Origin of the sequence: Pseudomonas sp. B34(2017), assembly GCF_002112915.1 — a bacterium.
Lineage (GTDB): Bacteria > Pseudomonadota > Gammaproteobacteria > Pseudomonadales > Pseudomonadaceae > Aquipseudomonas > Aquipseudomonas pharyngis.
This window is the reverse complement of the sequence record NZ_NEJA01000011.1, coordinates 1-14,921: the sequence shown is the minus strand read 5'-3', so window position 1 is coordinate 14,921 and position 14,921 is coordinate 1. Positions and strand designations below refer to the sequence as shown.

The following is a 14,921-nucleotide window of genomic DNA, read 5'->3' as shown; positions in this document are numbered from 1 at the left end:
GCCACACGAGGCCGCAGGTCGGCTTGCCCCTGCTGTTACGACATAGGCGGTTGGCGGGGGCCGCGACCGAACGGATGTCACACAAACTTCATGAATGAGGAGTAGATCGGCCAAAAAAAATGGCAGCAGCCCGAAGGCTGCTGCCATTTCATTGCCGTGAAACGAGGCTTACAAAGGACGACCGACAGCGTTGCAGACGCTGGCGTTGTTGATGTCCAGGTTGTTGCCCGAGGTGTTGGTGACGAAGTTGGCAGTCACAGCCGCTTTCCAGTTGGTTGGAACCGGAGTGAAGCTGTGAGCGATGGTGGCAGCGTTGTTGCCCGGGTTGCTGTAGTGAGTGGTCAGGAAGGCTTTGACATCAGCGGCCACGGCTGCGTCCTTGTAGCACTGGCCGAAGATGAAGTTGGTGTAAGCCACGATCGGGTAACCGCTGGCTGGGTTAGGAACGACCGGTACCCACTGCGAAGGGTTCGAAGGGGTGGTTGGCAGAGCAGCCGAACCCAGTGCCAGCGAAACGTTGGCGGTGGTTGGCTGTACGCCGTTGACGCGAGCAACCACTGCGTTGCTGGCGGCGTTCACACCGTCCGGACCGACGTAACCGATGGAGCCGTCAACAGCGTTGACCTGAGTGGCCACGTCAGCAGTACCGGCAACGCCTACCCAGTTCGAAGGCAGGGTCGAACCGGCTGGCAGACGAGCGCTGGTGAATGTGGAGTTGGTGGCGAACCTGGTCGGGCAGATCGAGTTCAGGTGACGAGTCAGGATTTCCGAAGTGCCGCTGGAAACGTTGCGATAAACAACGCGGATCGGCGTGGTGTCGGAAGTGCCCAGCAGCTCGCCCCAGGTGGCTTTGGCGCCGGAGAAGGCATCGCACAGCTGAGCGCTGGTCAGGTTCAGAGCGGTCTGACCGGATTTTTTGTAAGGGATGGCAACCGAAGTGGCCACCGAAGGCAGCTGGATCAGCGGGCCGTACGAAGCGCCGAAGTTGGCGTTGTAGGTGCTGATTTCCGAAGCGCTGAGGATCGAGTCGCTACCGGCGAAGTGAACCGAACCGGTGGTGCTGAACAGTGCCGAGTTGTTGGTCAGGAAAGCGGTCTTGCCGGTGCCGCTACCGGTACCCACGTAGCTGAAGTTGGTTGGCAGGATGCTGTTGCTAGAGCCTTTGTACAGAGCGGCAGGCAGAGTCGCGCCACCACCGGTAACGTTGGCAGCCATGGCCTGGGCGGAAGCCAGGGCAGCGACGGTCAGGGAAGCTGCGATCAGAGTGCGCTTGAACATGAAGAATCTCCTTTTCAACGTTGGTTGTGAACACAGGTTTTCAGGGGTCTTGCATGACACTGGGAAGACTCACCGCCGACCTTCGCAAGCGGGGTCCGGGGTTAAGTCGCACTGAGAAATTCGCAGTTTCCGGTGACAGATAAAGGAAAAAACCTCGGGAGGTGCGAGGTGATTTGCGAGGGATTTTCTCGGGTGTTCCGGGGGTTGTTCGGAGTGTCTGCGGCAAGCTTTTCGAGGGAATCGGCCACAGCCCTTGAAGGGCCGTTGCAGATGACAGAAAGGAGAACCCGAGGATGCTGTTTTTGGCGCTCGGGTGAGATCCGGGCGCCGGCAAAAAAGTTGAAAAAACTACTGCACCAACTGGTTGATCTCGATGATCGGCAACAACACCGCCATCACGATCACCAGCACCACCCCGCCCATCACCACGATCATCAGCGGCTCAAGCAACGCGGTCATGCCCATCGCCCGGCGCTCGATATCGCGGGACAGGGTTTGCGCCGCACGCTCGAGCATCGGCGGCAACGCACCGGTTTTCTCGCCGCTGGCGATCAGGTGAATCAGCACCGGCGGGAACACGTTCTCCACTTTCAGCGCTGCCGCCAGGTTGACGCCCTCGCGCACTTTGGCGGTGGCCTCATTGACGCTCAGGCTCAGACGATCATTGGACAAGGTCTGCCGCGCCGCTTCCAGCGCTCGCAACAACGGCACCCCCGCACCGCCGAGAATCGCCAGCGTCGAGGCGAACCGCGCCGTGTTCAGCCCCAGCACAAACCGCCCGATCAGCGGCAGCTTCAACACCCGATGATGCCAACTCAAACGCGCCGCCGGATTGCGCAAATACAGGCGCCAGCTCCAGAACGCACCGGCCATGACGCCTGCGCACAACCAGCCCCACGCCCTAATGAAATCACTGGCATTGAGCATCGCCAGCGTCAGCCCCGGCAGATCCTGCCGCGCCTGGGAAAACGCGCTGACCACCTGCGGCACCACGTAACTCAGCAGGAAAATCACGATGCCGATCGACACCAGCCCGACCACACCCGGATAGATGAACGCGGTGAGAATCTTGCCGCGCAGGTTGTTGCGCTCCTCGATGTAATCCGCCAGCCGCTCCATCACCTGCGCCAGATCACCGGACTCCTCGCCCGCCGCAATCAGCGCCCGGTAAATCTCCGGAAAATCCCGTGGCCGCGCCGCCAGCGCTTCGGCCAGGCGCATGCCGCTGCGCACATCGGCGCGAACGGCGCTGAGGGTGTGGGCGATGTGTTTTTTCTCGGCCTGTTCGACCGTGGCACTTAGCGCAGCCTCCAGCGGCAGACTGGCGCCAAGCAGGCTCGACAGCTGCCGGGTAGCCCAGGCCAGATCGTTATCCGACAGCCTGGCGCTGAACAATCCACCGCCGCCGTGCTGTGAGACGTTGCTCTCCTTCTCCACCGACAACGCCGTCAAGCCACGACCACGCAGCACACCAAACGCGGCGCCCTGACTCTCCGCCTCCAGATGCCCGGATTCGATCTTGCCGCTGGCATCGGCGGCCTCAAAACGATAGCGATTCATCAGGCGTCCCGTGTCACGCGAAGGATTTCTTCAGGGGCCGTGGCACCGCTGCGAATCCAGCGCTCGCCGTCCTCACGCAGGCTGAACATCCCGGCCTTGCTCGCCGCCGCGCGCAACGCCTGCTCCCCTGCGCCTTGGTGAATCAGGGTGCGGATGTCGTCATCGATGCAGAACAATTCGTGAATGCCGGTCCGGCCGCTGTAACCGGTGTGATTGCACGCCGCACAACCGACCGGGCGCCAGGTCCCGGGCGTCGCCGGGTCTTCCTGTTTGCACTGATTGCACAGGCGCCGCACCAGCCGCTGGGCCAACACGCCGAGCATCGACGAGGCCAGCAGAAACGGTTCGACGCCCATGTCGATCAAGCGGTTGACCGCCGACACCGCGTCGTTGGTGTGCAGGGTCGCGAGCACCAGGTGACCGGTCAGCGAAGCCTGCACCGCGATCTGCGCGGTTTCGAGGTCGCGGATTTCACCGATCATGATGATGTCCGGGTCCTGCCGCAGAATCGCCCGCAATGCCAATGCAAAAGTCATGTCGATCTTCGCGTTGACCTGAATCTGGCTGATGCCCGGCAAGTCATATTCCACCGGGTCTTCCACGGTGAGGATGTTACTGGTGCTCGCATCCAGTCGCGCCAGTGCCGCGTAGAGGCTGGTGGTCTTGCCGCTACCGGTCGGGCCGGTGACCAGCACGATGCCGTGGGGCTGGCGGATCAGGTGATCGAGTTTGGCCAGCACCTGCGCGTCCATGCCCAGCGTTTCCAGATGCAGACGCCCGGCCTGCTTGTCCAGCAGACGCATCACCACTCGCTCGCCATGGCCGGTGGGCACGGTGGAAACACGAATATCGATCGGCCGTCCGGCCACGCGCAACGCAATGCGGCCGTCCTGCGGCAGGCGTTTTTCGGCGATATCGAGCTGGGCCATGATCTTGATCCGCGACACCAGCGCACCGTGCAACGCCTTGCGCGGCGAAACCACATCACGCAGGGTGCCGTCGACCCGGTAGCGCACCACCGAATGGGTTTCGAACGGTTCGATGTGAATGTCGCTGGCCTCATCCCGCGCCGCTTGGGTGAGCAAGGCGTTGATCATGCGGATCACCGGCGCGCCGTCCTGGGTGTCGAGCAGGTCGGTGATTTCCGGCATGTCCTGCATCAGGCGATCTAGGTCGACTTCGTTTTCTGCCGCCCCCACAACCGCTGCCGCACTGCCGGTATCGGCGTAGGCCGTGGCCAGCAGGCCGTCGAGTTCGTCATCGCGCACCCGCTCAAGCCTCACCGCGCCGAACTGTCGGCGTACTTCGCTGATCGACCAGCCCGGCGTCGACGGGCACACCGTCAGCACGCCGTCACGCAGCAGAATCCGCTGCGCCTTGGCCCAGGCGTAAGGCAATGCGCTCATTGCAGCGGCACCGCTTTGATCGTCGCGCGGGGGCCGGACACCGGTGCCGGCACGCCTTGGGCGGTGGCCGGCAATTGCGGCGCCTGCATGTCCGGCATCGCCCAGCTGCGCTCCGGTTGCAGACCGCCCTGAGCGCGGCGCATGAAGTCGTAGCGGTTCAGCGTGATGCTGCGCCCCGCCGCGCTGTCGCGGATGATGTACGGGCGCAGGAACACCATCAGGTTGGTCTTGGTGATCGAGCGGCGTTCGTTGCGAAACAGTGCGCCAATCCCTGGAATGCTCGACAACCACGGCACCGCGTCATTGCTCTGGCTGTAGCCATCCTGCAGCAGACCGCCGAGCACCATGATCTGTCCGTCATCGAGCAGGATGCTGGTGTCGAGTGCGCGTTTGCTGGTGACGATCCCCGCCGAGTTGGCCGCCGCCGAGGCGCGCTCGTCGATGCTGCTGACTTCCTGATAGATGTCGAGCTTGACCGTGCCGCCCTCGGAAATCTGCGGCCGCACATTGAGCTTCAAACCGACTTCTTCACGGGTCACGGTCTGGAACGGGTTGTTGCTGGTGCCCCCGCCGCCAGTGACGTAGCTGCCGCTGACAAACGGGATGGTCTGGCCGACGAAAATGCTCGCCGCTTCGTTGTCCAGGGTCAGCAGGTTCGGCGTCGACAGCACGTTGGTGCCGCCCTTGCTCTTCAGGGCCCGGGCCAGCACTTTCAGGTCGAGGATCTTGCCGATGCCGGGGATGTCGACGGTGCCATTGACGTAGCCGAGGTTCAGGCCTTGCGGCAGTACATCGAGGCTGGTCTTGCCATTGACGTTGATCCCCGAACCACCGAGGTTGGCGCCGCCGATCACGCCTTTGCCGCCGAGGTTGCCGGTCTGCCATTGCACGCCGAATTCGCTGGCATCGTCCTCGCCGACTTCGACGATCAGGCTTTCGATCACCACTTGCGCGCGGCGCTGGTCGAGCAGATCGATGACTTCGCGCAGGTTGCGGTACAGCGGCTCCGGCGCGGAAATCAGCAAGGTGTTGGTGGTCGCGTCGGCCTGAATGGTCACGCCGCCGGCGCTGAAGGCGACGTTTTGTTCGCTGCTTTGCGCATTGCCGCTGCCGCTGGTGGCGCTGCTGCCCTGAGCGTAACTGCCGCCGGTGCTGCCGCTGTTGGTGGTCGACGTGCTGCCGTTGGTTTGCGTACCGCTCTGGCCGTTTTGCCCGCCGCCCGAGTTGGTGGAGCTGCCCATGTTGCTGAGCACCGAGCGAGCATTGTCGCTGGTGCCGCTGTCGCTCTCGCCGGTCAACAAACCGCGCAGGGCCTGGGCCAGTTTGCCGGCCTGAGCGTTGCGCAGATACACCACATGCAGATTGCTCGGGTTGCTCTGGGCGTTGTCGAGTTTGTAGATCAGGTTGCGCGCAAGCTCGGTGCGCTCGGGGCTGCCGGCGCGGATGATGATGGTGTTGGAGCGCGGGTCGCCGATCACGGCGATTTTTTGCGTCGGGTCGTTGCCCGGTGCGTCGAGCAGGTCAGCCACCATCGGCGCGATGTCGGCAGCGATACCGTTCTGGATCTGCACCACGTCGGTGTCGATGGCGCTCGGGGTGTCGATGGTCTGGATCAACTGGGCGACGCGCGTGAGGTTCTCGGCGTAGTCGGTGACGACGATGGTGTTGTTGCCCGGGTAGGCGTTGATCGGGTTGTTCGGCGATACGATCGGGCGCAGCACTGGGATCAGGTTCACCGCGTTCTCGTATTGCAAACGGAACGTGCGGGTAAGCATGCCGTTGCCGGCCGGTTTGTCGGCGCTGTAAATCGGTCCGCCGAGCAACTTGGCGTCGGCCTCCGGCACCACCTGCGCCACGCCGCCGACGTCCACCACGCTGAAACCCTGCATGCGCAGCGCCGCCAACAACATGTCGTAAGCCTGATGCGCCGGCACCTGACCTTCGGAGACCAGCGTCAGGTTGCCCTTGACCCGTGGATCCACCAGAAACTGCTGGCCGGTGGAACGCGACAACGCCCGCACCACCGCTTGAATATCCGCGTCGACAAAATTCAGCGTCACCGGTTGATCGCCCAGCGGATTGGCCGGCAACGTCGTGCCCCGCGCCGAACCGCCGCTGCGGGCGCGTTCGGTGATGTTGTGCAATTGCTTCGGCGCCGGTTTGACCTGAGCCTGCGCCCGCTCGCGGTCGAGCACCGCGTCGCCACTGCGCTGGGTGTTGGCCAGCGGCCGGCCGAGTTCGCTGTCCACCAGCAGCGGCGGTTGATTCGGTGGTGTGGTGTTGCTGCACGCGCTCAATGCCATCAGCAGCATCGGCAACGCCATGCGTTTGGATCCTGACCCCTTCATGAAGCTTCCTTAGCGCCCAGCGCCTGATCCATGCGTACGGTGCCCGACAGAGTGCCGGCCGTGTCATCGGTCGCCGCGTCGTCTGCGCGTTGCAGACGGGCCTCGACCACTTGCAGTGAAAAATTCCGGGGTTGGCTCAGCAGCCAGTCGAGCACGGCGTCGGCCGGTGCCGCGTCAAAGGTCAACTGCCAGCCGGCGGACGCGGCCGCCAATTGGTAATGGCCGCCCAGTCCGCAGGCTTGCAAGGTCTGTTGCAGCGACTGCTCAAGGTTCTGCCCGTCCGGGCGCACGCTGACGTCGCGCAACAGCACTTCCAGCGCTTCGGCCTGAGCTCGCAATTTCGGGATTTCGACTTGGGACGCGGCGATCTTCTTCAGCGGCGGCTGAATCAACGCCACCCACACAAACAGCCCCAGCAACAGCGCCGCCATGCCGCCGACCATGCGTTTTTCCCGCACGGCCAACGGCTGCCAACGGGCCTGCAACTGAGCGTTGAAGCGCTGCCAACCGGCGCGGTATTTCGCAAGCGATGGGCTATTCATCTTCGGCTCCGCTGCTGTCGTCGTTGTCGGTGGCAGCGGTCGCCTCGCCGGCCGGGCGCAAGACCCAGCCGTCGTCGTTCGGGCTGATGCTGATACCCGCCTGGGCAAGCGTGTCTTGCCAGTCCTTGTCGTTGCCCGAACGCCGGGCCTCGGGCAGCAGACTCAATTGCAACGCGCCGTCGACAAACTCCAGCCGCTGCACCGTGCCCGCCATGGACGGCATGCCACTGCCGGCCTGCGAAACCAGCCGCGTGAAATCCTGCCCCGGCGCATCCACCGCGCCCTGCTGACGCGCCGCGATTTGCTGACGCGCCTGTTGCAACGGATTGAGGATCACCGGCAACTCGGGGAACGCCTGCTTCACCCGCTGCGCCATCTGCGCCTTGAGCTGCTGGCCCTGCCCGGCCTCGCGAGCGGCGTACAAGTTCAAACCGATCACCCACACCGCCAGTGCCAGCGCACAACAACCGAGTGCCCTGCCCCAACCGCGATGTTCGGTGCCCGGTTGCTGAAGGCCGCCGTGCAGGCCCCAGTTCGGCAACGGGCCGGAGGAGCGTTGCGTGTCGGCCAATGTCGATTGCACCGCCTCAGGCGCGCCGTCACCGACCCAGTGTGCCGGCAGACCGGTTTCCAGCAGCCAGGCTTCGTCGATCATCGGCTGCACTTGAGCCGAGTTCTGGCCGTGGCGCAGCAACAGGTGATCGTCGTGCAGACAGCCGACGCCGCCGGCCATCACCGGCAAGCTGTAGGCCGCCGGATAAAGGCCTCTGAGGTTCAAGCCGTATTGCCCGAGGTGCTGCAAATCCTTGCGTGCTACCCAGGCAATCTGCACCTGGCCGCTTTCATTGCGAGCGCTGTGGGCGATGTGCATTTCGGCGCTGTCGCCGAGCATCAAGGCCTGCGCCGCACATTGCACAGCCGCAGCGGTTTTGTTCGCAGGCAGCGGCGGCAGATCGATACTCGCCAACAGGCTGTCCGACGGGTGCAGAAAGCACAACAGCGGCTGTTTCGGCAGCGCGCCAAGTCGAACGCGTTCCTGGCGAGTGACCTGCCCCTGTCGATCCAGCCAAACACAATCCACTTCACTGTCGAGACTCAGCGCCGCCAGCGGCGGCAAACTCACGCGCAACTGGCTCATACGCCCACCCGCGACCAGATCACTTGCGGCAACCGATCCTGACTGCGATGCAGCAACGCATCGAGGCTGACCCGCCGCTGATCGCGCCGCGCCTGCCCGCGCAGCCGAAACCAGTCGCTGGTGATGCCGACCTTGACGCTGGTGATCTCCAATTGCGGCAGGCGCAGGCGATTGACGAAATCCCCACGATTGATGAACCAACGCCCGGCGTCACGCTCATTGATCAACGCCTGCGCCCGCTCCAGCGACAGCCCCGGCACATAAGCCGCCAACACCGGCGCCGTGGCCGTGTTGCCGTTGACCCAGGTGGTCGCCGGAATCACCGTCAGGTACGGCGCCATTTTCGCCAACAGCGCATCGTTGACCCCGTCGACACTGCGCAAATCATCAAGCGTGCGCAGCATCGGCAAGGTCGGCGATTGCGGTTTGCGCGACGCGGACGGCGACGTGGCGCGCCCGCTGTCGAAAGTGCTTTTCGCCACAGGCTTGTCCACTATTTGGGCATTCAACAGGTGCGGATAAGAGCCGATCACCCGCTGACTGATGCGCCGGCTCAAGCCGCTGCTGACACCAATCAACTCGCACAAGCGCTCGAACGCCTGCACCTGCGCATCATCGATCCGCTCGTTAGCCACCAGATTGCGCAGGTTGAACTTGCCCTGCTCGTCCTCCAGCCGCCCCTCGAAACCCTGGGTGTTCAAGCGCTGCGCCCAGGGTTGATCGAGTCGGGTCAGCGGATCGCGCTGCCGCGCATCCCACAACAATTGCCGGCTGATCTCCAACCCGCCGTGCAACACCCAACGGCCCTGCACGCGCAATTGTTCGGCTTCCAGCGCCCGGGTCGAAACGCTCTGGCGGGTCAGCATGCCGGCAGCGATCACCGCGACCACCGCCGCGATCAGCAGCGCACTGATGATCGCCATCCCCTGCTGGTTCGATTGGCTGTTCATGACCGGCCTTACAACTGCCAGGAACCGATGTCGGCATTCACGCCGTCGCCGTCAGGCTGGCCGTCGGCGCCGAGGGAAAAGATGTCGATCTCGCCGTTGGCACCGGGATTGAGGTACTGATAAGGACGACCCCACGGGTCATTCGGCAGGCGCTCCAGGTACGAGCGCCAGTTGCTGTTCTTCGCATCGGCCGGCCGCTCCACCAGCACTTTCAGGCTCTGGCTCTGGCTCGGGTAAGTGCCGTGATCGAGGCGATACAACTTCAGCGCCTGCATCAACCCGCCAATGTCCTGCTTCGCCGCCGTGGCCCGCGCCTGATCCGGCCGGTCGAGCACCTTGGGCACCACCATCGCCGCCAGAATCCCGAGAATCACCACCACCACCATGATCTCGATCAGCGTGAAACCCTGCTGCCCACGGGGCATCCGGCTCGGTCGACTGGGCTGTTTGAACTGCGCGATATCCATCTCGTCATTCCCTGGCTTGATTCGATTCGACGCGCAGTGTTGCAAGAAGATATGTCAGGGATGTTGAAAATCCTCGGGTGTTTTCGTCGTCAAGCCGTCAAGCACGGGCGTTAGCGTCAAGGGCTGCCCGACCGCCCGAGACCCCGATGCGCACCCCCTCCCCGCAAGCCGGATTCACCCTGATCGAAGTGCTCGTCGCGCTGGCGATCATCGCCGTCGCCATGTCCGCCGCCGTGCGCGTGGCGGGGTTGATGACCCAGAGCAGCGGGGTTTTGCGGGATCGCTCGATTGCGATGATTGCGGCGCAGAGTCGGATGGCTGAACTTCGGTTGGAAGGGAGATTGCCGATGGGGGTTAAGGTGATGGAGTGTGATCAAGGGAGGTTGTTGTTGCGGTGTGAGCAAGTGATTGGGGGGGTGGAGAATGGGCGGTTGTTGAAGGTTGGGGTGCAGGTGTTTGATCGCAGCCAGGAAGCGCCGCCGTTGGCGAGGCTTGAAACACTGCTCAGCCGCCCGGATACCCCATAGTTCTGGCCTGCTCAAAACGCCAAACCCGAGGGGGGGACAGATCGGGATCCCTGAGGACTTCGCGCCTCAAATCTCCCGATCTTCACTCGCAACCATTGAATCTATTTTCTACTGTTGAACCACTGAAAATGTTCTGGGAACCGACACAGATCCGTCAACCCGAGCCGTGATGCTGTGCCTGCCCAAGGCCAGCCCACCTAACTCCATTAACCATTGGCCTGTTGGTCCAGCAAGGACATTACCTTTCAAGATTGTTCCATCGAACACTCCGACGTTCGTCCCTGATACCGAGAGACCTGCGACTCTCACAGTGGTATCAGGGGTTGCTCCGCCATTAGGTACTTCACCCTTGGAATCGCTGATAGAAACGATCATGGGTATGGGGGCATTGGACTTGGATGTAGACATGTCAGTAACTCCGTTTCGTGGGTTTGGTTTGACGGAGTGATTCAATCGTGGGCAGCAGGAAGCGTAACCTGTCAGATCTGACAGGTATTCGGATGTTTACGACCAACGGTCATTTCTCTTGCATTCTCTTTTCACCCTGCTCAATCACTGGCTGCCCCCTCTACCGCACGAACGGACGCTGTGCCGATAGCCTGTTTAACCGATTTTTTCAGTGCCGTTTAAAGACACTCAGCGTTACTTCCTCAAGGCTACAACGCCTTGCGTCATTGCCTACGACTACGCCAGAATCCGCCGGCTTGTGCGTCTGGGGTGCGGGTCTTATCGTTTCCGGGTCACTGAAAAACAGTGATCGGGTTTGGTAGCCCGCACATGAGAGTTGCACAGCATCACCATTCGCGGCGTCGTTTCGTCTCGGCTTTATGGTGGTCATGCACAGGGCACCTTCGGGTGCGCCGGGTTCCTCATGTGCCGGTCTACCAACCTGAGCATGGCCGCCACCTTCGTTTGGTAGCGAAATTGGATGGCCTCCCTTTTTGAAGCATGAGGAGTTACATCTATGATCAAACCAACACCCAACCCACCAGAAACCGACCCGGTCTCCCCCTACAAATTCCCCGACTCCCGAACCCTCAACGAAGCCGCCGAACGCGCCCTCGACCACTACCTCACCCCACAACAACGCATCATGGGCAGCCACCACAAACACGATCCCATGTACCTGGCTAACCCGGCGTACAACACTGAATCCCTGCTGGCCAACGCCAGCGAATCATTGGGATCGGCCAGCGAAATGCTCAATAACTTTGCGGCCACTCTGGAGCCGGCTCACCGCAAAACCGCGATTGGGATTGCGCAGTTGGTGATGTTGAGTGAGCTGGCGGTGAATCAGGCGCTGGATCATGTTGAGGTGAAGGCGTAAGCGTCTGAGTGCTGTAGCTCAATAGACGAAAAGAAAATGGCCGAGGTTGTCAGGTGTGACTGACGACCTCGGCCAAGTGAGCATTTTTATTTTTTTCGGCACATCTCGACGTCGCCCAGAGTTTTCAGGTCGTTGACGATTACTAGCGACTCCAAGGAAACGAATCCGCTTACTGCCCCCCTTTCTCCAGGCACCGGTATTGGTCATTAGCCGGCGTTCGACCGCTTTGTCTTAGACCAGTGCACGCACTCAGCAAGCCCGACGATGCTCCTGTAAATCTTGCACGAAGAACGAGTGTTACCATCCCGCTCGTATCGGGCTACTATTGAGCAGCTGTTGCCATTTATCTGCCTCTAACCTGAAAAGAGGTGGTTGGGTAGATGGAAATTTTGGTTTGCAAGCCTAAATTATGGGATGGAGACGAGCCGAGATCATGGACGTACGAACTTTGGAAGGAACAGTCTTTCGCGGTTGGGACGTAAAAAACGCTATTGGATCCGGCGCCGACGGAATTGTTTATCTTAAAAAAAGGGGACTGATTTATTATCTACATCAGCATTCCAGAAATAAATCAGTCCCTCCTTGGGATAGGGGGGGGCTCTTTTAGCACTATCGTAATCGACTCATAATATATGGCTATAACTCCTTGATGTCCGCTCCCGATGGAGGTCCTAATTCTACGCCACCCTCTGGCTGCATTTGCTGTTCGGCTAGAGCATGTTTATGAATGTATACAAACTGGTGGGCGGTTATTTGCGCTGGTGTACCTTCTTGATAGTAATCTGGATCATCAAGATTAACTCCATAGCGCGAGCGAAGATTAGCCGCGATGTAGTCAGGGGAGATCAATGAGGCTATTGAATCATATGTCTCACGCCGAAGATCCGATCGTACAGGCAGGCCACTTTCTATTTCCCACCCCTCCCCAATATAAGTTTCTAAAAAATCATCTACTCGTTCAGGCTCAGCATCGAACTGTTCACGCAAACAAAGTTCTACCTCTTCCTTGTCACGGCCTTTTTGCCAATACCAATATAGCTGAGGTGCGTCGTCTCCAGCCTGTTCAAATATGGGTGCAGCAGCGTTTGCCACATAAATGCGATCGGCAAACCTCTTAAAGATAGTCTCATTCGCCTCACTTGGAAGCACTTGATACTGCTCATTTCTATCAGGCCAGTTAATGAGCCACCGAACACATTCACTCCCCATTTTTAAAGGTGAAGCCGCATCCACAATCATCTCAACGGCAGCTTGCCTATTCTGTACTGGAATACATCTCATAAGTTGAGATATCAGTATGCCTGCTTGCATCATCGTGCCACCGATTACATATGGCCCTCGCTCACGGGGAAGGAGATCGCCATTTTCAGCGAAAGCGATTGCGACCGGTAAAGCAAATCTCTCGCCCATAGATTCCACACGATCTCGCAATGCCTGTATTAGCTGTGGCATAGCCCTTTTAGAGTACGCACTCAGAAGACCACGCCGCCCATGCGCATCAGCTGCTACGAGCGCCTCTATCAAAACATCAAGGTGACTATCCGCTATATCCCCTTCAGGTACTCCATAAACGAAATAGCGTCTAAAGTACCGAGCAGAGCAAATGCGTTTCTCTCTAGCCCATTTTTCCTCCCAATCCCCTCCATACATTGAGTTACCCGTTCGAGGAAACAAGGGCTTCAGCAACCGATCTCTTACTTGCTCGCGCTCTGCAGGTAGCGACTCGGGCATCGCGACTTCAATAATTCTGTCGATAGGTGAAGGTGGCCGCTCTAATCCTATTAAGGCTCCACGAGGCTCACCCTTTAGGAATATTTCGGAACTGTCGCGAATACTCGTATAAAGCTTTGGATAAAGTACTCGAATGCCTTCAATTAGCATAAATTCGGCAGTGTTCACTTCACCTTTCACAAGAGGCAATGCAAACATCAAAGCATTTGTGTACAACTTGGCAACTCTTGGCGTCTTTAATTTTGATTCAAGCCCATCCACAAAGTGACGTGAGAACACGTCGACTTGCCGTTGGTCGAGAACTATTCCTGCTTGATTCAAAGCGTGTTCGACACCGTCAAAAGTAATCTGACGCAGACTAATTCTATCAACTGGAGGAAGGTGCAAAGGAACTTGTATAATCTTCTCTAGAAACGCGCGGCCGGCTTCATGCCCGCCCGCACCGTAACGCTCTCCGATAGCAGCAGCGACTACATCATCGTCGAAGGCCAACACGTAGCTGGTATATTTGAAGCTTGCCGATAATTTCACCAGCTTTAAGATAGCATTTGTTTCGTCTTTATCTAATCGATCGATGTCATCGATGAGAATTACCAGCCTTTTTCTGCTCTGACCTAAGAGAACATCTATCTGGCTTTTGATTTGATCTAGACTGACCTTGGATAATGACTCCCCGATATTCTTTGCAGCATCACCGGCATTGATTTCTACGCCTGGTAGAGTGACTGAAACGACAGATAAAATGGCGCCGTAAGACTCAAGTAGTTTTGCAGCTTTTTCTTTAAAGGCCGGTTCCTTTCCTAGAGCCTCTGCCAAAGTGGCGAAAAACCCTCGTAGAAGTGCTTCCTCTGAAGGGAAGTGCCATGGATTAAACCGTATGGTGATGACCTGTTCATATAGAGCAAGTGACTCCTCCATCATCTTGAGCACGGAAGTCTTGCCGTCCCCCCATGGTCCGAATAGACCAATAACTATGCTAGATGGATCTCTACGCTTGGCGATGGTCTCAGCAATTCTTGCGGCAAAAAGCGCCCGCCCAAACCGATCGTCAACTTTAGATGCAATTGGCTCATCGGAAAAGTATTGGTTATTATCTTCATTGCATTCGCACTCTGGAGTCACAGATTCATCATTTGATGATTTCGTAGCTTTAGAATTACGGCCAAAAAACTTGCGCATCCATTTCATCAGTTTCCCCTCAACGCATTGAAGATACACAAGCTATCTCTGACAGTACGGGCACAAACCGAAAGTAATAGATAACTCGGAGCTTAACGACTGTCTATGATAGTACTTTTGAGGATAGCCGCTACGGTGCTGTTCAGATCGTGCCTGCCGATTATGGGTGGAGTTCCGCGATGCGCAATAGAGAACTTGAAAAAGGACCGCCATATCCTGTGCCTCTTGCCTAGTGAATACTCATCCCGACTGAGTTTTCTAGCAGCAGGCGACTTGCGTCGAGCAGTTACGGACATCAAACGTGTTCACCTGCAATGTCGGCTATTGGCCGAAAGCAGACATTTTCAAAAGCAATCAAGCAAATCCTCCGGCGATCCAGTACCCATTACCCGACCGAAACGCCCCCCTAACCCCTCCCAAAAAATCACGGCCTCACCAACCTAGGCATCTCCACCCCCTCCCCCAACC

General features: G+C 59.2%; 11 protein-coding genes. 2 read left to right on the top strand and 9 right to left on the bottom strand.

Translation table 11 applies throughout. The features are described from left to right. Positions 1 to 168: 168 nt before the first annotated feature. From CAF80_RS27885 to gspG, 8 genes are all read right to left on the bottom strand, one after another. Positions 169 to 1,278, bottom strand: coding sequence for a substrate-binding domain-containing protein (locus tag CAF80_RS27885; RefSeq protein WP_085668243.1), 1,110 nt, complete (start codon positions 1,276 to 1,278; stop codon positions 169 to 171). Positions 1,279 to 1,626: 348 nt separating this feature from the next. After that, positions 1,627 to 2,838 (bottom strand): type II secretion system inner membrane protein GspF, encoded by a 1,212-nt coding sequence (gene gspF, locus CAF80_RS27880; protein ID WP_085654186.1) that lies wholly within the window; start codon positions 2,836 to 2,838, stop codon positions 1,627 to 1,629. Further along, entirely contained in the window at positions 2,838 to 4,244 is a 1,407-nt protein-coding gene (gene gspE / locus CAF80_RS27875; protein ID WP_085668244.1) for a type II secretion system ATPase GspE, read from the bottom strand. The genes gspF and gspE overlap by 1 nt, the downstream gene beginning before the upstream one ends. Continuing rightward, positions 4,241 to 6,592, bottom strand: a complete 2,352-nt coding sequence (gspD, locus tag CAF80_RS27870; protein ID WP_085668245.1) for a type II secretion system secretin GspD — start codon at positions 6,590 to 6,592, stop codon at positions 4,241 to 4,243. The genes gspE and gspD overlap by 4 nt, the downstream gene beginning before the upstream one ends. Further along, on the bottom strand, positions 6,589 to 7,134 hold the full coding sequence (gspM, locus tag CAF80_RS27865) for a type II secretion system protein GspM (protein WP_085668246.1): 546 nt from the start codon (positions 7,132 to 7,134) through the stop codon (positions 6,589 to 6,591). The genes gspD and gspM overlap by 4 nt, the downstream gene beginning before the upstream one ends. After that, positions 7,127 to 8,272: a type II secretion system protein GspL gene (gspL, locus tag CAF80_RS27860; protein WP_085668247.1), complete on the bottom strand. Its 1,146-nt coding sequence runs from the start codon at positions 8,270 to 8,272 to the stop codon at positions 7,127 to 7,129. Before gspL ends, gspM begins: the two co-directional genes overlap by 8 nt. After that, positions 8,269 to 9,222: a type II secretion system minor pseudopilin GspK gene (gspK, locus tag CAF80_RS27855; RefSeq protein WP_085668248.1), complete on the bottom strand. Its 954-nt coding sequence runs from the start codon at positions 9,220 to 9,222 to the stop codon at positions 8,269 to 8,271. Before gspK ends, gspL begins: the two co-directional genes overlap by 4 nt. Positions 9,223 to 9,230: 8 nt before the next feature. Then, on the bottom strand, positions 9,231 to 9,689 hold the full coding sequence (gene gspG / locus CAF80_RS27850) for a type II secretion system major pseudopilin GspG (RefSeq protein WP_085668249.1): 459 nt from the start codon (positions 9,687 to 9,689) through the stop codon (positions 9,231 to 9,233). 146 nt (positions 9,690 to 9,835) lie between these two features. Between gspG and gspI the strand changes: the two genes are divergently transcribed. Both gspI and CAF80_RS27835 read left to right on the top strand, forming a co-directional pair. Further along, entirely contained in the window at positions 9,836 to 10,216 is a 381-nt protein-coding gene (gene gspI, locus CAF80_RS27845) for a type II secretion system minor pseudopilin GspI (protein WP_085668250.1), read from the top strand. A gap of 964 nt (positions 10,217 to 11,180) precedes the next feature. Beyond that, a complete protein-coding gene (locus CAF80_RS27835) occupies positions 11,181 to 11,543 on the top strand; it encodes a DUF6124 family protein (RefSeq protein WP_085668252.1) in 363 nt (120 codons plus the stop codon). Between the two features lie 636 nt (positions 11,544 to 12,179). Here the strand turns inward: CAF80_RS27835 and CAF80_RS27830 are convergent. Further along, the gene (locus CAF80_RS27830; protein WP_085668253.1) at positions 12,180 to 14,462 is read right to left on the bottom strand and encodes a P-loop NTPase fold protein; all 2,283 of its coding nucleotides are present in this window, start codon (positions 14,460 to 14,462) and stop codon (positions 12,180 to 12,182) included. Between the last annotated feature and the right edge of the window lie 459 nt (positions 14,463 to 14,921).